Origin of the sequence: Pseudomonas sp. PARCl1 (genome assembly GCF_947311875.1) — a bacterium.
Lineage (GTDB): Bacteria > Pseudomonadota > Gammaproteobacteria > Pseudomonadales > Pseudomonadaceae > Aquipseudomonas > Aquipseudomonas juntendi.
On the sequence record NZ_CAMZMX010000003.1, the window covers coordinates 116,173 to 134,189 of the forward strand.

General features: G+C 62.7%; 16 protein-coding genes. 10 read left to right on the forward strand and 6 right to left on the reverse strand.

Going from position 1 to position 18,017, the window contains the following annotated elements; all coding sequences use genetic code 11:
* Positions 1-69 precede the first annotated feature (69 nt).
* The 4 genes from QME24_RS02735 (at position 70) to QME24_RS02750 (ending at position 2,203) form a co-directional block, all read left to right on the forward strand.
* Entirely contained in the window at positions 70-762 is a 693-nt protein-coding gene (locus QME24_RS02735; RefSeq protein WP_054904126.1) for an AzlC family ABC transporter permease, read from the forward strand.
* Entirely contained in the window at positions 759-1,073 is a 315-nt protein-coding gene (locus QME24_RS02740) for an AzlD domain-containing protein (RefSeq protein ID WP_009685903.1), read from the forward strand. Before QME24_RS02735 ends, QME24_RS02740 begins: the two co-directional genes overlap by 4 nt.
* Entirely contained in the window at positions 1,070-1,903 is an 834-nt protein-coding gene (locus tag QME24_RS02745; protein WP_280091184.1) for an AraC family transcriptional regulator, read from the forward strand. Before QME24_RS02740 ends, QME24_RS02745 begins: the two co-directional genes overlap by 4 nt.
* Before the next feature lie 72 nt (positions 1,904-1,975).
* Positions 1,976-2,203: a hypothetical protein gene (locus tag QME24_RS02750; RefSeq protein WP_029884913.1), complete on the forward strand. Its 228-nt coding sequence runs from the start codon at positions 1,976-1,978 to the stop codon at positions 2,201-2,203.
* 32 nt (positions 2,204-2,235) lie between these two features.
* Here QME24_RS02750 and QME24_RS02755 read toward each other — a convergent pair whose 3' ends face one another.
* The 5 genes from QME24_RS02755 to QME24_RS02775 all read right to left on the reverse strand — a co-directional run bounded on the left by QME24_RS02755 (position 2,236) and on the right by QME24_RS02775 (position 7,720).
* Positions 2,236-2,718: a copper chaperone PCu(A)C gene (locus QME24_RS02755; protein ID WP_029884912.1), complete on the reverse strand. Its 483-nt coding sequence runs from the start codon at positions 2,716-2,718 to the stop codon at positions 2,236-2,238.
* The gene (locus QME24_RS02760) at positions 2,719-3,327 is read right to left on the reverse strand and encodes an SCO family protein (RefSeq protein WP_192439911.1); all 609 of its coding nucleotides are present in this window, start codon (positions 3,325-3,327) and stop codon (positions 2,719-2,721) included.
* A gap of 301 nt (positions 3,328-3,628) precedes the next feature.
* Positions 3,629-4,213, reverse strand: a complete 585-nt coding sequence (gene nfuA, locus QME24_RS02765) for a Fe-S biogenesis protein NfuA (RefSeq protein WP_003250416.1) — start codon at positions 4,211-4,213, stop codon at positions 3,629-3,631.
* Positions 4,214-4,271: 58 nt separating this feature from the next.
* Entirely contained in the window at positions 4,272-5,306 is a 1,035-nt protein-coding gene (locus QME24_RS02770) for an acyltransferase (protein WP_054904129.1), read from the reverse strand.
* 113 nt (positions 5,307-5,419) lie between these two features.
* Positions 5,420-7,720, reverse strand: a complete 2,301-nt coding sequence (locus QME24_RS02775; protein ID WP_054904152.1) for a fatty acid cis/trans isomerase — start codon at positions 7,718-7,720, stop codon at positions 5,420-5,422.
* A gap of 180 nt (positions 7,721-7,900) precedes the next feature.
* On the opposite strand from QME24_RS02775, the gene metH reads away from it, so the two are divergent.
* Positions 7,901-11,608, forward strand: a complete 3,708-nt coding sequence (gene metH / locus QME24_RS02780; protein WP_054904130.1) for a methionine synthase — start codon at positions 7,901-7,903, stop codon at positions 11,606-11,608.
* Positions 11,609-11,768: 160 nt separating this feature from the next.
* Complete coding sequence (locus QME24_RS02785; protein WP_009685910.1) at positions 11,769-11,987, forward strand: DUF2970 domain-containing protein; 219 nt, start codon at positions 11,769-11,771, stop codon at positions 11,985-11,987.
* A gap of 277 nt (positions 11,988-12,264) precedes the next feature.
* Here the strand turns inward: QME24_RS02785 and QME24_RS02790 are convergent, their stop codons facing one another.
* Positions 12,265-13,341, reverse strand: a complete 1,077-nt coding sequence (locus QME24_RS02790; protein ID WP_054904131.1) for an ABC transporter substrate-binding protein — start codon at positions 13,339-13,341, stop codon at positions 12,265-12,267.
* A 214-nt stretch (positions 13,342-13,555) separates the two neighbouring features.
* Here QME24_RS02790 and QME24_RS02795 point away from each other — a divergent pair, with 214 nt between their 5' ends.
* The 4 genes from QME24_RS02795 to QME24_RS02810 all read left to right on the forward strand — a co-directional run bounded on the left by QME24_RS02795 (position 13,556) and on the right by QME24_RS02810 (position 17,996).
* Positions 13,556-15,208 (forward strand): nitrite/sulfite reductase, encoded by a 1,653-nt coding sequence (locus tag QME24_RS02795; RefSeq protein WP_054904132.1) that lies wholly within the window; start codon positions 13,556-13,558, stop codon positions 15,206-15,208.
* On the forward strand, positions 15,192-15,686 hold the full coding sequence (locus QME24_RS02800) for a DUF934 domain-containing protein (RefSeq protein WP_009685913.1): 495 nt from the start codon (positions 15,192-15,194) through the stop codon (positions 15,684-15,686). Before QME24_RS02795 ends, QME24_RS02800 begins: the two co-directional genes overlap by 17 nt.
* Before the next feature lie 261 nt (positions 15,687-15,947).
* Entirely contained in the window at positions 15,948-16,751 is an 804-nt protein-coding gene (gene dkgB / locus QME24_RS02805; RefSeq protein WP_280091187.1) for a 2,5-didehydrogluconate reductase DkgB, read from the forward strand.
* Positions 16,752-16,847: 96 nt separating this feature from the next.
* Positions 16,848-17,996 (forward strand): M14-type cytosolic carboxypeptidase, encoded by a 1,149-nt coding sequence (locus QME24_RS02810; RefSeq protein WP_192439907.1) that lies wholly within the window; start codon positions 16,848-16,850, stop codon positions 17,994-17,996.
* The last annotated feature ends 21 nt before the right edge of the window (positions 17,997-18,017 follow it).

Here is an 18,017-nt window from a genome sequence, read left to right on the forward strand (position 1 = left end):
AAGATCGTTCAAGCCAACCCCCTGACCGTCTGGCATGCTGGCCTGCCCTGTAAACGCATTGCAGATACCATGCCCACCATTGCTCGCCAAGCCTTTCTCCACGGCGCCATCGCCATCCTGCCGCTGTCCCTTGCCGTCGCCCCTTGGGGCCTGCTCGCCGGGTCGATGGCCATCGAGGCCAACCTAAGCCCTTGGCAGGGCCAAGGGCTGTCGGCCATCGTCTTTGCCGGCGCCGCGCAACTGGTGGCCATCGGCATGCTCAAGGGCGGCGCCAACCTGGCATCGATACTGCTGACCACTTTGCTGTTGACCTCACAGCACCTGCTGTATGGCCTGTCGATGCGCCCAGTGCTGTCCAACCAGCCGCTGCGCTGGCGGCTGGGCCTAGGCTTTCTGTTGACCGACGAATTCTTCGCCCTGACCAGCCAGTACGAGCAGCAGCAGTTCAACCGCTGGTACGCGTTAGGGGTGGGCCTGACCTTCTACGTTGCCTGGAACCTGTTCACCCTGGCCGGTATCCTGCTGGGCCAGAGCATTCCACACCTGGACCAGTACGGGCTGGACTTTTCCATCGTCGCCACCTTCGTGGCCTTGATCGCGCCGCTGGTGCGCAACCTCGCCACGCTGGCGTGCGTAGCCGTGTCGCTGTTCTGCTCGGTATTGTTCAGCTACTGGCACTGGGAGACCGCCCTGGTCGCCGCCGGGTTGCTGGGCATGAGCGCCGGTTTCATCTGCCAGAAATTTGCCGGAGCACGCACATGACCTGGGTGCTGATTTTTGCCATGGGGGCCATCGTGTTTCTCAACCGCTACGCGTTTCTGGAGCCACGCCTGCCCTTACGGCTTAGCTCCAACGCGCGGCAATTTCTGGGCTTTGCCGTGCCGGGCATGCTCACGGCCATCTGCGGCCCCATCATTTTCCTGCCCGAGCACCAGCTCGAACTGAGCCTGCTCAACCCCTACCTGCTGGGCTCACTGGCGGCCATCACCTTGGTGCTGTTGACCCGCAGCGTAGTGCTGAGCATGCTGGTGAGCATGTTGATCTTCTTCCTTTTGCGCAGTTGGCTGGCATGAGCGAGGCACTGCGCGAGCAGACACACCTTTGGCAGGCGCCAGCGCTGGGCGACGTCGAGATGCTGCACGCGCGTTACGTTCAGCAACGCTTCGCCCCGCACGTCCACGAGGGTTATGTGTTCACCGTGATCGAGTCCGGCGCCCAGCGTTTCTGGCACCGCGGCAGCGAGCACCTGGCCCCGGTCGGCAGCATGGTGCTGATCAATCCGGACGAACTGCACACCGGCGCCACCGCTCACGAAGCAGGTTGGCGCTATCGCGGTTTCTACCCCGATCATGAACGGGTCACAGGGGTGCTCGAGGAACTGGAGCTGGGGCGTCACGGCATGCGCAGCTTCAAGGCCAGCGTGATCCAAGACCCTGCGCTGGCCGTTGCATTCAGTCAACTGCACCAGTTGTCAGAAGCCGGTGCCAGCGCCCTGCAGCAGCAAACCGCCTGGCGCCAGGCGGTGCTGGCGCTGGTGCAGCGCCATGGGCAATGCGCGGCGCCTTCGGCCCCGGGCCAAGAGCCCCTGGCAGTGGCCCGCGCGCGCGAACTGCTGGAAAGCCGGCTGGCCGACCCGCCTTCGCTGGAGGCGCTGGCAGCGGCGGTCAACCTGTCGCCATTTCACTTCGCCCGGGTGTTTCGCCAGGCTACCGGCCTGCCGCCGCATGCCTGGCTCAAACAGCGGCGCCTGGCCCGTGCACGGGAAATGCTGAAAAGCGGCCTGGTAGCGTCGCAGGTCGCGTTCGACCTGGGCTTTGCCGACCAGAGCCACCTGAGCCGGCAGTTCAAGCAGGCCTACGGCGTGCCGCCGGGCGTTTATCGCAGCGCCTGGAGGTCAGGCTGAGCTGTGGCACCTCGCCACAGGCAGGCCGCCTAGCCACTGCTACACTAACAGGGCTGAACGGAGGATCCTGCCATGTCCCAAAGAGAGCTCACCACCCTACTGTCGCTGATGAACCAGCGCCAGGCCTGCCTGAGTAGCGCGTGCAAGGAGATTGCCGACTGGATCGACCGGCAGGGCGATGTGCCCGCCGCAGGCAAGATTCGCGCGAGTTTACGGGCGCTGGAAGCCGACGAGGCGCAAGTCCGCAAGACCTTGACCTCGCTGACCCTCGACCGGCCACTGCCCAAGTTTCGCAGTTGACCGGCGCGCCAAGGCTGCCTTGCTGGAACCTGTCAGTGCTGCATGTGCATGTGGTCGTGGCCGCCGCCCGCCTCGGCGGTGAGCGCGCGCACTTCAGCCTGCACTTCCACGGTTTCCTTGGCGCCTTTGGCGTCTTCGATGGTCAGGCTCAGCGGTACTTTTTCGCCTTCCTTGACCTGGCCGTTCAGGCCCATCAGCATCACATGCAGGCCATTTGGGTCCAGCGTAACGGCTTTGCCCGCGGGTAGCTCGACAGCCTTCACCTCACGCATGCCCATCACATCGCCGTTCATGGTCATTTCGTGTACCTGAACGGTCTTGGCAACTGGCGACGCCACGCTCACCAGCTTGCTGTCGCTGCTGGCGGTCAGGGTCATGAATGCGCCGGTGGACTGCTGGTGCGGCACGCTGGCACGCACCCAGGCTTCACTCACGGTGGTCTGGGCGAGGGCCGGCAGTGCCAGCCCGGCAAGGGCCAGGGCAGCCAGGCCGCGTTTGATCGGTTGCATCAACATTCAGCAGATCTCCATCAGGGTGACCAGGTCTTCGGCGCATTCCTTGGCAGTCAGGGAATGGCCCAGGCTCAGGCGCAGGGTGCCACGTGTATCGTAGACGTAGCTGGTGGACGAATGAGAAATGGTGTAGGTGTCCCCGGCCGGGACTTTCTCGTAGAACACCTTGAATTCCTTGGCTACTGCAGCAATTTCTTCGGGGGTGCCGGTCAGTGCGATGAACGTGGGGTCAAAGGCCTTGACGTAGGCATCGAGCACCTCGGGGGTGTCGCGCTCCGGGTCCAGGGTGATGAACACCACTTGGAACAAGTCGCGGTCGCGGCCGCGCAGCGTCTTGCGGATCTGCGCCGCACGCGCCAGCGTGGTGGGGCAGACCGCCGGGCACTGGGTGAAGCCGAAGAAAATCATGGGCATGCTGCCGTAAAAGCTCGACAGGGTGCGCACGTTGCCTTGCGGGTCCTTGAGGCTGAACTTGCGCCCGAGGATCTCATTGCTCATGTTCTTGCCGTACTTGAACTCGAGCCCCCGCGCCGGGCTGCAGCCCGCCAGCAGGCCGACCCCGAGAACGCCCATGCCGGCGACGACTGCCCGCCGGCTATATAGATCATTCATGAAACCATCCTTTACAGGGAAGGTGCCGGCCCTTGGGACGGGCCAGTCGAAAAACCGGGGCATTCTGGCATGAGACCCAGAGGGGTTCTACCCGACCTGGGCAGGTAGGGCCTGCAGCCCTTGAAATACGGGCTGCGGCCTGTTGTCGCAGGGCTTGAAAACGTAACACTTTATTGCTAAGTGCGGGGACTTTAGCGGCCTGTTCAGACCCGGCCTCGTGTCGCGATCGGGCTGCAACGCAGCCCGAGCAAGCATGCGCCATGGCAACGGTGAGGCTGCAGCCCCGCAGCCGCCGGAAGGCTTAGTAGTAGGCGTTTTCTTTCTGGCTGTGGTCAGTCACGTCACGCACGCCCTTCAGCTCCGGGATACGCTCGAGCAGGGTGCGCTCGATGCCTTCTTTCAACGTCACGTCAGCCTGGCCGCACCCTTGGCAACCACCGCCAAACTGCAGCACAGCAATGCCGTCGTCCACTACATCTACCAGGCTGACCTGGCCGCCATGGCTGGCCAGACCAGGGTTGATCTCGGTCTGCAGGTAGTAGTTGATACGCTCGTTGATCGGGCTGTCTTCATTGACCATCGGCACCTTGGCGTTCGGCGCCTTGATGGTCAGCTGGCCACCCATGCGGTCGGTGGCGTAATCGACCAGGGCATCTTCCAGGAACGGCACGCTGACCGCATCCAGGTAAGCGGTAAAGCTCTTGAGGCCAACGGCGGTGTCGTCAGGCTTCTCTTCGCCCGGCTTGCAGTAGGCGATGCAGGTTTCGGCGTACTGGGTGCCCGGCTGGGTGATGAAAATACGAATGCCGATGCCAGGCGTGTTCTGCTTGGAGAGCAGATCGGCCAGGTAGTCATGGGCGGCGTCGGTAATGGTTATAGCGCTCATGTAGGTTCCTCACAGACTTGCCGCCAAGTGTACGCCAACCGGCGCATCGAACAAAGTCCTAGTATTTGACTCGGGAAAGCGCATAGGCCGGCTCGCCCCCTCGCGGCGCCGCCAGCCACGCCTGCATGCGCCGGTACAGGCCACGTTCCAGCCAGCAATAGCTGAACCACGACATTAGTCCAATGGACGGCACGCACACCGCGAATACCCAGTAAGGATTCAACTGCAGCCGCTGGCTGGCGAACCAGCCGGCATACAGCACCAGCACATGGATCAGGTACACGGAATACGAGCAGTCGCCCAGCGCCTTGAGCAGCCGGTTGCCTTTGAACATCGGTTCCAGGGCGATGAAGGCCAGCACGATCATTGCGCTCGGCACGCCCCAATGCAGCAAACGCTGCGATGCATCGAGGTGATAGATGGCCAGGCCTGCCGCCCCCAGCAACAGCAACGCCAGCACCCGGCCCTGGCGGATCAGCCCATGGCGGTACAAGACCCCAAGGCCGATGCCGAGCAAGAACTCATAGATGATGTCGTTGTTGTAAAAGTGGCTGAGCAAGCCGAACCGCCCCAGCACCTCGCTGACCAGCAGCAAGGCGCCAGCCACCATCAACAGGTGGTGACGTTTGCGCACAAGGAAAGCCAGGCCGAACAACAGGTAGAAGAACATCTCGAAGTTCAGCGTCCAGCCCACGTTCAAGGTGGGATACAGGCCATAACCGCCGGGGTTCTCCGCCGGGATGAACAGCAGCGACAGCAGCAGGTGATGCCAACTGAACACCTGGTGCGGCATCCATTGGCTGAACGCCAGCAACAACAAGGCCATCAGGGCCGTATAGAACCAGTAGGCGGGAACGATGCGCAGCACCCGGTTGAGCAGAAACTGGCGCGGCTCGACCGGCTTGTCGCAGGTCGACAGGTAGATAACCAGCCCACTGATCACGAAGAAGATGTCCACGCCCACGGCGCCGCGGTCAGTGAGCAATTGGCCGACGGGGCCCGTGGCATGGAAATCGAAGAAGATCTGCATGAAATGGTGGCAGACCACCACCCAAGCGGCGAACGCCCGCAATGCCTGAAGCGAATACAACATGAAAGAACCTGCGCTTTTCGGTGCATTGAGGCCCGTATCGGCTGCGTGAGCACCGATACAGGCCACCTAACACTTTCCGACCGCAGGTGTATCGGAAAGGTCAGCCAAACCGATCAGAGGTTTTCGTAGCGATTCATGTCCAGCACCCCGGCCTCGAGCGGCTCGGTTTCCTTGATGTAGCTGTTCAGGTCATGGAAGTAGCGCCAGAACTCGGGGTGGCTGCGGCGCACGCCCCAGCGCATGACAATGCGTTCGAACTTCGCCGCATCGTCCTTCGCGTACTCCATGTCCTCGACGAATTCCGGCACATCCTTGGTCGGGATGTTGAACATGAAGTTGGGGTAACTGCTGAGCACACCGGGGTACAGGGTCAGGGTGTCCAGGCCAGGCTGGTAGCGATAGGCCTCGCCAAGCAGGAAGGCCACGTTGCTGTGCGCGCGATTGCGTAGCAGGCTGTACACCTGGCGCTGGCCGCCCTGCCCTTCGATGCGCAACATCGTCGCCTCGGGCAGCTGGTTGATCACCTTCAGCCCGGCCGCCGGGCGCGAGACCAGGCGGCTTAGCGACTGCTCGGCATTGCGGAACTCTTCGCTCATTTGCGGCCGCGAGCAGAAGGCGCCCTGGCAGCGGTTGATCGGGTCGGGCGCGGCATTCAGGCTGCCGGTGCGCTGCAACAGCTTGAGGCCGAAGTCGCGCGTGGGGTTGCGCGGGTCAAGCTTGATACCGCTCGGCGTGTCACTGTCGATGTCCTCGTAGTCCAGCCACATCTTGACCTTGCCGCTGTTCTGGTACCAGTCGCCAAGAATCGCCTTGCGCTGGTCTGCCGGCATCAGGCGCAGGAAATTGACCTCGGCACCGTTGCGGATCAGGTCGAAGTACAGGCGCGTCTGCAACTGGTGGGACACGTTGCCATACACATCGAAATTGACTGCCAGCTGGTAATAGGTGCGTTCGAGCAGTGGGTAGTCGAACAGCCAGACGGTAAGGGGCACGTCGCCGACCAGGCCCTTGGTTACCGAGGCGCTGTCGAAATGACGGAATATGCTCAGCAAGGCATTGTCGTTACCGGCCCACAGCGTCGCCCAGCCTGGGGCCGGCAGCTCGGCATAGGCTTCCCGGCGCAGCTTTTCATAGGCGTTGCGCTTGTCGCGGTACGCGTGCCACAGGCTCAGCACACTGCCCACGTCGTCGTTCTGGCCTGGCATGGCCAGCAACGGCGTGGCTTCGCCGCGGTAGTGCGCATCGGTGATGTAGCGGTCGTGCGCGGGCTCCTGGAACAATGCCCAGAAGTTGTCGCGAATGACGTCGGTGGCGATCTGCCCCCGGCAAACAGGCCCGCGGATGAAGGTGCGCACGAAGTACTCGGCGTTATCCAGCATGAACTGGTAGCGCGCCACCGCCGGGATGGCCTCGAAGGTTTCGAACGGGTTGGCGCGGTGGCGTGGGCCATAGCCGGGCAGCGCGCTGGCATGCCAGTCACCGGCATAGAACAGCTGCTTCACCCGCTTGAGCTTTTGCGGCCCCATTGGGTAGGTGATGTGCGTCTTGTGCACGATCACGCCCTGCACCGGGATCAACCGGTAGTAGAAGTCGGTACCGGGCGGGTCGTTGGGCCGCCGCGTGGCGATGATGTCTGCTGGCTGGCCGCTTGGCGTGCGCGAGCGCACCCACTGGAAGAAATGACCCTGCTCACCCCCTGTAAAATAGATATGCGCCAGGAACAGGTGCTCGTACAGCCAGCGGCCAACCAGCGCTTCGGTGGAGCCTGGGCGGTTGAGCAGTTCCTCCCATTCGGCGATTTGCCGGGCTTCGGCAGCGCTGGGTTGGATCGGCTGGTACTCGACCGGCGCGCCGGCGGCCAGCCAACGGCGCATGGTGTCGTATTCCTGGTCCGTCAACCCGGTCACGGCCAGCGGCATGCCTTCCTTGGGATGGGCGCCGGCGTAGGCATCGAACTCATGGGGCAAGGGGCACATGTTGTTGCGGTTCAGGCCCAGGACGATCTCGTCAGGCACCTTGGCATTGGGCGTGAGTGGCGTCTTGTGCCCCAGTTCGAGCATGCGCGCCATCAGCGCGGCCTGGCTGCCCTGGTTGTCGAGCACCGAGTAGAAGCCTTTCTTGCGCCACTCGCTCTCGCTGTGGGCGTCGTAGAACAGCCGCGTGGTGGGCACTGCCTGGCTGCGCTCGCCCTGGTACACCGGAACCTTGCTGGCCCCGCGTACTGCGCCTTCGGGGCTTTCCAGCTTCAGTTGGCAGGCGGCATCGTTGCAGGCGTGGCAGGCCACGCATTTCTCGGTGAAAATGGGTTGGATGTCCCGGGTGTAGGATATGGCCGGGCTCGACTGGGGAGCTTGCCCAAGCACCGCGCCACTAAGGAGCAGGGCGAAAGCGCCGGCAAGGATACGTTGCACCATGTGCGGAAAGTCCTGGTTCTTGAAGCCATCACGATTTGTTGCCTGGTCGTCCTTGGCCACCGTTTTTCACCGGCTAGGCCAACATGAGCAGAATTCATGGAAATGGGCGATGCACCTAAAAACCGCGCAGCTTTGTTATGATTCGGCCCCTTCTGATATTCGCCCGACCAGGTAGTTCCTATGTCCGACCGCAGCGCTCGTCTCCAAGCACTCCAGAACGCCCTCAAAGAGCGCATCCTGATCCTCGACGGCGGCATGGGCACTATGATCCAAAGCTACCGGCTCGAGGAACACGACTATCGTGGCACGCGTTTCGCCGATTGGCCAAGCGATGTCAAGGGTAACAACGATTTGTTGCTGCTCAGCCGCCCAGACGTGATCGCTGCCATCGAGAAAGCCTACCTGGATGCGGGCGCGGATATTCTCGAAACCAACACCTTCAATGCCACCCAAATCTCCCAGGCCGACTACGGCATGGAATCGCTGGTGTACGAGCTGAACGTCGAAGGTGCGCGCATTGCCCGCCAGGTGGCCGATGCCAAGACGCTGGAAACCCCCGACAAGCCGCGCTTCGTTGCTGGCGTGCTCGGCCCTACCAGCCGCACCTGCTCGATTTCACCGGACGTCAACGACCCTGGCTACCGCAACGTCACCTTCGACGAGCTGGTGGTGAACTATGTGGAGGCCACCCGTGGCCTGATCGAAGGCGGCGCCGACCTGATCCTGATCGAGACCATCTTCGACACTCTCAACGCCAAGGCGGCGATCTTCGCCGTGCAACAGGTGTTCGAGGAAGACAGCATCGAACTGCCGATCATGATCTCCGGCACCATTACCGATGCCTCCGGGCGCACCCTGTCGGGCCAGACCACCGAAGCGTTCTGGAACTCGGTACGCCACGCCAAGCCGATTTCCGTGGGCCTGAACTGCGCCCTGGGCGCCAAGGACTTGCGCCCGTACCTGGAAGAACTGTCGACCAAGGCCGACACCCATGTCTCGGCACACCCCAACGCCGGCCTGCCCAACGCCTTCGGTGAATACGACGAAAGCCCTGCCGAAATGGCCGCGGTGGTCGAGGAGTTCGCCGCCAGCGGGTTCCTCAACATCATCGGCGGTTGCTGCGGTACCACCCCGGGCCACATCCAGGCGATTGCCGAAGCGGTCGCCAAATACCCGCCGCGCGAGATTCCGGAAATCGCCAAGGCCTGCCGCCTGTCGGGCCTGGAGCCGTTCACCATCGACCGCCAGTCGCTGTTCGTGAACGTTGGCGAGCGTACCAACATCACCGGCTCCGCCAAGTTCGCCCGGCTTATCCGTGAAGAGAACTACACCGAAGCCCTGGAAGTCGCCCTGCAGCAGGTCGAAGCCGGCGCCCAGGTGATCGACATCAACATGGACGAAGGGATGCTCGACTCCCAGGCCGCCATGGTCCGCTTCCTCAACCTGATCGCTGGCGAACCGGACATCTCGCGCGTGCCGATCATGATCGACTCGTCGAAGTGGGAAGTGATCGAGGCGGGCCTGAAGTGCATCCAGGGCAAGGGCATCGTCAACTCCATTTCCATGAAAGAAGGCGTGGAGCAGTTCAAGCACCATGCCCGCCTGTGCAAGCGCTACGGCGCCGCCGTGGTGGTCATGGCCTTCGACGAAGTGGGCCAGGCCGACACGGCTGCGCGCAAGAAGGAAATCTGCCAGCGCAGTTACGACATCCTGGTCAACGAAGTGGGCTTCCCGCCGGAAGACATCATCTTCGACCCGAATATCTTCGCCGTCGCCACCGGTATCGAAGAGCACAACAACTACGCCGTCGATTTCATCGAGGCCTGTGCCTACATTCGCGACCACCTGCCGCATGCGCTGAGCTCGGGCGGTGTGTCCAACGTGTCGTTCTCGTTCCGTGGCAACAACCCGGTGCGTGAGGCGATCCACTCGGTGTTCCTCTACCACGCGATCCAGAACGGCCTGACCATGGGTATCGTCAACGCCGGCCAGCTGGAAATCTACGACGAAATTCCCGCTGCGCTGCGCGAAAAGGTCGAGGACGTGGTGCTCAACCGCACCCCGCACGGCACCGACGCCCTGCTGGCAATCGCCGAAGACTACCGCGGCGGCGGCGCCACCAAAGAAGTGGAAAACGAAGAGTGGCGCTCGCTGCCGGTGGAAAAACGCCTGGAGCACGCGCTGGTCAAGGGCATTACCGCATTCATCGTCGAGGACACCGAAGCCTGCCGCCAGCAGTGCGCACGCCCGATCGAAGTGATCGAAGGCCCGCTGATGAACGGCATGAACGTGGTCGGGGACCTGTTCGGCGCGGGCAAGATGTTCCTGCCCCAGGTGGTCAAGTCGGCCCGGGTGATGAAGCAGGCAGTGGCGCACCTGATCCCCTTCATCGAGGCCGAGAAAGGTGACAAGCCCGAAGCCAAAGGCAAGATCCTGATGGCCACGGTGAAAGGCGACGTGCACGACATCGGCAAGAACATCGTTGGCGTTGTGCTGGGCTGCAACGGTTACGATATCGTCGACCTTGGCGTGATGGTGCCGGCCGAGAAAATTCTGCAAACCGCTCGCGACGAAAAGTGCGACATCATCGGCCTCTCCGGCCTGATCACGCCGTCGCTGGACGAGATGGTCCACGTTGCCCGCGAAATGCAGCGCCAGGGCTTCACGCTGCCGCTGATGATCGGGGGCGCCACGACGTCCAAGGCGCATACCGCCGTCAAGATCGAACCGAAGTACAGCAACGATGCCGTGGTCTACGTCACCGACGCCTCGCGCGCGGTTGGCGTGGCTACCCAGCTGCTGTCCAGGGAGCTCAAGCCAGGTTTCATCGAGCGGACCCGCCAGGAGTACGTGGAAGTACGCGAACGCACCGCCAACCGCAGTGCCCGTACCGAGCGCCTGAGCTACGCCCAGGCCATCGCCGCCAAGCCGCAATACGATTGGGCCGGCTACCAGCCAGCGGTACCCTCCTTCACCGGCGTGAAGGTGCTGGAAGACATCGATCTGCGCACCTTGGCCGAATACATCGACTGGACACCGTTCTTCATTTCCTGGGACCTGGCCGGCAAGTTCCCGCGCATCCTCACCGACGAGGTGGTCGGCGAAGCGGCCACGGCGCTGTACAACGATGCCCGCGAAATGCTCGACAAGCTGATCGACGAAAAGCTGATCAGTGCCCGGGCGGTGTTCGGCTTCTGGCCGGCCAACCAGGTCGCCGATGACGATATCGAAGTCTACGGTGCAGATGGCCAGACCCTGGCCACCCTGCACCACCTGCGCCAGCAAACCATCAAGCCGGACGGCAAGGCCAACTGGTCGCTGGCCGACTTCGTCGCGCCCAAAGGCAGCGGCGTGACCGATTACGTGGGGGGCTTCATCACCACGGCCGGCATTGGTGCCGAGGAAGTGGCCAAGGCGTATCAGGACAAAGGCGACGACTACAGCTCGATCATGGTCAAGGCCCTGGCCGACCGCCTGGCCGAAGCCTGTGCCGAATGGCTGCACGAACAGGTGCGCAAGGAACACTGGGGTTATGCCCGCGACGAGCAACTGGACAACGAAGCGCTGATCAAGGAGCAGTACCGCGGCATCCGCCCGGCACCGGGCTACCCGGCCTGCCCGGACCATACCGAAAAAGAGACCCTGTTCCGCCTGCTCGATGGCACGGCCATTGGCGAAACCGGGCCAAGCGGCGTGTTCCTCACCGAGCACTTCGCGATGTTCCCGGCCGCGGCGGTCAGTGGCTGGTACTTCGCCCACCCGCATGCGCAGTACTTTGCCGTGGGCAAGGTCGACAAGGACCAGATCGAGTGTTACAGCGCGCGTAAAGGCCAGGATGTCAGCGTCAGCGAGCGCTGGCTGGCCCCTAACCTGGGTTACGACAGCTGAGTCTGCCGGGGCCGCCTTGCGGCCCTTCGCGACACCCGGTTGCGGCTGCCCGGGCCCGGTTGCTTCGGCAGGCGCGGGCTCGGGTCGCGAACGGGTTGCACGGTAGCGGCAAACCCCACCTACACTGTCCCTGATTGCCTCTGATTATTCAGGAGCCACCATGGACGATTCCAGCCAAGGCAAACCGCCGACCTTCTGGCAGATGCTGCACAGCATCCTCGCCGCCGCCTTCGGCGTGCAAAGCGGCAAGAACCGCGCCCGCGACTTCACCCATGGCAAGGCAAGCCATTTCATCGTCATGGGCACACTGTTCACCTTGGTGTTCATTGCCGTGCTGATTGGCCTGGTGCAACTGGCGCTACACCTTACCGCGCGTTAATCACGGGGCCGCAAAGCACAACGCCTGCGCAATGGCTGCCGCAGGCGCCGTGGCTGCATCACGGTCGGAAGGTTCAAGTCACTGGTGGCTGACCCAGTACACGGCGGTGACGACCACCAGCACGATCAGGCAGAGGATCGCCCAGGCATCGACACTGCTGTCAGCTTTGCGGACCTTGGTTGAGTTTCCCATTGCATTGCCTCTTGTAGTGGTTATGGGAATGCACTTCACAACCAGCAGTTAAGACGAGCAATGCCCTTCTCTCAAGCAGGGTCTTTCAATATTCGACCGGCGACGTCAAAAACGGGTATTGGTAACTGGCAGGCCGCCCTTCGGCGCTGTAGCGCTGAAAATCCACGCCATAGTCGTCCCGCTCCAGCAGTTTCAGCCAACGCCTGGCCTTGGCCTGGTCAATCACCTGCATGACCGGCGCGGTGTGTACACGCAAGCCATCACGGTTCAGCGCCAGCCCCTGGGCATCATCGTGCAGCATCACCATGGCCCAGCCACCGAGGGTGAAATGCCCACCCAACAGCACGCTCAGGCGGCCGTCGATGCGCGCACGCAGCGCCTCGGGCGAGCTGTTCACAGCACCGAACAGCACGTCACGCCCCGGCGTATGGCCGGCTTCCTGGAAAGCTTGCATGGCGCCGAAGGCCATTTCGTCATTGGCCGACCACACCAGGCCGATGTTCGGGTAACGCTGCAGCAGCAGCTGCGCCTGCTCGTAGGCCCGCTGTCGGCTCCAGCCGCCATACACCACCTGACGCAGGCGCACCTGGGGGAAATCGGCCAGCGCCCTGCGCATACCCTGCTCGCGCAGTTGCGAGGCCGGCGTGGTCTTGACGCCGACAAACGCCAGCAACTCTACCGGGCCATGGCCACGTGGCAATCGCGCGACCATCTGATGCAACATCTCGAAACCCGCCTGTTCGTCATTGCTGGTCAGTGTGCCCAGTGGCGCGGCGAACTTGTCGGGCTGGGCCAGGATGCTGCGCTCCTGACTGGCCGTGAGGCCATTATTCACCAGCAGCAGCTTCACCCCCGTGCCGCGCGAAAGGCGCAGGATTTCCGGCGCCACGTATTGCTCGTTGACCACTATCAGGTAATCGGGCCGCTGCGGCGCGGTGAGTATCGCCCTTGCCTGGGTCAACGCCTGGTCGGCACTGCGCTCGGTGTATTGCACGCGCAGGGTCATGCCCAGCTCCTGGGCGGCGGCCTGCATGAACCGGCTGTAGCTGTTCCAGAACGTCTCACTGGACAGCCCCGGGTTGAGGAACACCACCGAAGCCGGTTGTGCGCTCGCCGCCAGCGGCAAGGCAAGACAAATGCTTTGGCACAACGCCTTCAACATGGGCTGGCATCCCTGTAACGCAAACCGCGGATTATACCCGCCGCGCCGGTATACTGGGCACAAATGGCAGTCAGTCTCACATAGTCCATTTGGTTCTTTTCATATGCAAAAACATCACTTTAGCGCATAAACGCAACCTGCTATCGTTCCCCGGCTCCGTACCGGAGTGCGCGGCCGTGCGCGCGAATAGCTGCATGCCTGAGACAGGACTTTTATGTACGTATACGACGAGTACGATCAGCGGATCATCGAGGACCGCGTCAAGCAGTTCCGTGATCAGACCCGCCGCTACCTGGCCGGTGAGCTGAGCGAAGAAGAATTCCGCCCTCTGCGCCTGCAGAACGGCCTATACATCCAACGTTTCGCGCCGATGCTGCGTGTCGCCGTGCCGTACGGCCAGCTGAACGCCACCCAGGTTCGCACCCTGGCCAAGATCGCCCGCGACTACGACAAGGGCTACGCCCACATTTCCACCCGGCAGAACGTGCAGTACAACTGGCCGGCGCTGGAAGATGTTCCAGACATCCTTGCCGAGCTGGCCAAAGTGCAGATGCACGCGATCCAGACCAGCGGCAACTGCCTGCGCAACACCACCACCGACCAGTTCGCCGGGGTTGCTGCAGACGAGGTCATCGACCCACGGCCATGGTGCGAAATTGTGCGCCAGTGGACCACCTTCCACCCGGAATTCGCCTTCCTGCCGCGCAAGTTCAAAATTGCCATCAATGGCTCGCAGGAAGACCGTGCCGCCATCGAAGTGCACGATATCGGCCTGGAGCCGGTGCGCAATGCGGCCGGTGAGCTGGGCTTCCGCGTATTGGTAGGCGGCGGCCTGGGGCGTACCCCGGTGGTCGGCTCGTTCATCAACGAATTCCTGCCGTGGCAAGACCTGATCAGCTACCTCGACGCCATCCTGCGCGTGTACAACCGTTACGGTCGCCGTGACAACAAGTACAAGGCGCGGATCAAGATCCTGGTCAAGGCACTGACCCCGGAAGTGTTCGCCGAAAAGGTCGAGGCCGAAATGGTCCACCTGCGTGGCGGCAGCACTACCCTGACCGAAGCCGAAGTGCAGCGGGTATCGCGCCACTTCGTCGACCCCGAATACCTGGCCCTGGACAACGTCGACTTCGCCGCCCAGGACGCCGAGTACCCTGGCTTCGCCCGCTGGCGCTCGCGCAACACCCGCGCTCACAAGCGGCCGGGTTACGTGGCCGTTACCCTGTCGCTCAAACCCACCGGCGTGGCCCCGGGTGACCTGACCGACAAGCAGCTGGACGCCGTGGCCGACCTGGCCGAGCGCTACAGCTTCGGCTTCCTGCGTACTTCGCACGAGCAGAACATCATCCTGCCCGATGTCGAGCAGCGCCAACTGCACGCGCTGTGGCTGGAATTACGCGAAAGCGGCTTCGCCACTCCGAACATCGGCCTGCTGACCGACATCATCTGCTGCCCGGGCGGTGATTACTGCTCGCTGGCCAATGCCAAGTCGATCCCGATTGCCGAGTCCATCCAGCGCCGCTTCGACGACCTGGACTACCTGTTCGACATCGGCGAAATCGACCTGAACATTTCCGGCTGCATGAACGCCTGCGGCCACCACCACGTGGGCCACATCGGCATCCTCGGCGTGGACAAGAAAGGTGAGGAGTTCTACCAGGTGTCGCTGGGCGGCAACGCTGCACGCGGCGCAAGCCTGGGCAAGATCCTCGGCCCGTCCTTCGCCCAGGATGACATGGCCGATGTGATCGAAAAGCTGATCGCGGTGTACGTCGAGCAACGTACCGAGGAAGAGCGTTTCATCGACACCTACCAGCGTATCGGTATCGACCCCTTCAAGGAACGCGTCTATGCAGCGAATCATTAAGAACAATCAGATCGTCGACGAAACCTGGCACCTGCTGCCCAAGGAAACGTCTTTCGACGAGCTGACCAACTGCGACGACTACATCGTTCCGCTGCAGATGTGGCGTGACCATGCCCATGTGCTCAAGGCCCGCGACGGCGGCCTTGGCGTGTGGCTGGACAGCGACCAGGAAGCCGAAGAAATCGGTGAAGACGTGCAGTACTTCCAGGTCATCGCCTTGAACTTCCCCGCCTTCACCGACGGGCGCAGCTACTCCAACGCGCGCCTGCTGCGTGACCGCTACGGCTTCAAGGGCGAGCTGCGTGCCATTGGTGACGTACTGCGCGACCAGTTGTTCTACATGGCCCGTTGCGGTTTCGATGCATTCGCCATCCGTGCCGACAAGGACCCGGAAGACGCATTGCAGGGCCTCAAGGACTTCTCGGTGACCTACCAGGCCGCTACCGACGAGCCGCTGCCGCTGTTCCGTCGCCGCTGATTGCCACCTGCAACACCACGGCCCGCCGCAATGGCGGGCCGTTTCATTTGTACCCGCCGGTACCGCTCAACCCTGCCCCAGCTTCCTCCCAGCCCACCCACGCCTGCGCCCTTTTTTGCCTGGGGATCAAATGTCCTTGGTCGAACCCCGCCTTAATCAAACCGCATCAAACTTGCACACTGCTCCACACTCAAACAACGGACGGGGCTGCCCCCCCTGGCTGAATTCCAGCCCCTTCCCTCACCTAGCAGGAGCCACCTCATGAGCATTCCATCTTTTGGTCTCGGTACTTTTCGCCTCACAGGCCAGACGGTCATCGACTCGGTCAAGGCCGCCCTCAAGCTGGGCTACCGGGCCATCGACACCGCGCAGGTCTACAAGAACGAAGCAGAGGTCGGCCAGGCCATCGCCGAGAGCGGTGTACCACGCGGTGAGTTGTTCATTACCACCAAGATCTGGGTCGACAACTATGCCCATGACAAGCTGCAAGACAGCTTGAAGGAAAGCCTGAAAAAACTGCGCACCGACTACGTGGACCTGTTGCTGATCCACTGGCCAGCCCCGGGCAACGGCGTTGACCTGCCCGCCTACATGGCCGCCTTGGCCGAGGTCAAGAAAGCGGGCCTGACCCGCCAGATCGGGGTGTCGAACTTCAATATCGCGTTGGCCGAGCAAGCCATCGAGGTGGTGGGCAAAGGCGAAATCGCCACCAACCAGATCGAGCTCAGCCCGTACTTGCAGAACAGCAAGCTGGCTGCCTACCTCGAGGCGCAAGGCATCACTGTCACGTCCTACATGACCTTGGCCTACGGCAAGGTGCTGAAGGACCCGGTGCTGACCGAGATCGCCACCAAGCACAAGGCCACCGTGGCCCAGGTTGCCCTGGCCTGGGCACTGCAACTGGGCTACGCGGTGATCCCCTCGTCGACCAAGCGCGAGAACCTGGCCAGCAACCTGTTGGCCCGTAGCCTGAAGCTGGATGACCAGGACATGGCACGCATCGCCACGCTGGAACGCAATGGCCGTGAAGTCAGCCCGCCGGGCCTTGCCCCTGATTGGGACTGAGACACTCTGCAGGGGGGGCATGGGACCGAGCGCCACTTTGCACGGCCAAGCCGTGTACAGTACGCCTACAACAATGCCCACAAAGGAGCCCGGCCCATGAGCGTAACGCTGTCCCCCCTGCACATCGACTGCGATTTCGATTCTGGCAATATCCAGGTACTGGATGCCAGCAACCCGGCGCAGGTGCGCCTGGCCATCCGCCCGGACACCCACAGCGACCATTACCAGTGGTTCCACTTCAGGGTCAGCGGGCTGACGCCGGGCCAGGTCCACCGCTTCAGCCTCGACAACGCCTCTGGCGCTTCGTACAAGCATGCCTGGAGCGGCTACAACGCCGTTGCCAGTTACGACCAGCAACGCTGGTTCCGGGTGCCCAGCCAGTTCGATGGCAGCGCGCTTTCGTTCGAACTCAAGGCTGAGCAGCCGCAGGTCTGGTTCGCCTACTTCGAACCTTACCCGCGCGCTCGCCACAACCAGTTGATCGAGCGGGCCCGGCAACTGCCCGGTGTCGAATTGCTGGCCAGCGGCCGCAGCGTGCAAGGCCGGGACATTCCCCTGCTACGGGCGGGTGATGGTGCCGAGGGCAAGCGCAAGCTATGGCTGATCGCCCAGCAACACCCCGGCGAGCACATGGCCGAATGGTTCATGGAGGGCGTGATAGACCGCCTGCAGGCTAACGACACGGTGATCCAGCAACTGCTGGGCAAAGCCGATCTGTACCTGATCCCCAACATGAACCCCGACGGCGCCTTCCTTGGCCATTTGCGCACCAACTTCAAAGGCAAGGACCTCAACCGTGCCTGGCAGGACGCCAGTGTCGAACTCACCCCGGAAGTGTTCTTCGCCCAGGCGCAGATGAAGCAATATGGTGTGGACGCCTTCATCGACGTGCACGGTGATGAAGAAATCCCCCATGTATTCACGGCGGCGTGCGAGGGCAACCCAGGCTACACACCCCGGCTGGCAAAGCTTGAGGCGCAGTTCCGCAGCACCCTGTGCAGCCTTACCCGCGACTTCCAGACGGTACATGGCTACACCCGCGACGAGCCTGGCCAGGCGAACACCACCCTGGCCTGCAATGCGGTGGGCATGGCGTACGACTGCCTGTCGCTGACCCTGGAAATGCCATTCAAGGACCATGATGATGCGCCCAACGCCGCCACCGGCTGGTCGGGCACGCGCTCCAAGGCACTGGCCGGCGCCGTGCTGGAGACGCTGGCAGACATGCTTGGCGACTTGCGCTGACCCCGCAGCTGGCGCACGCCT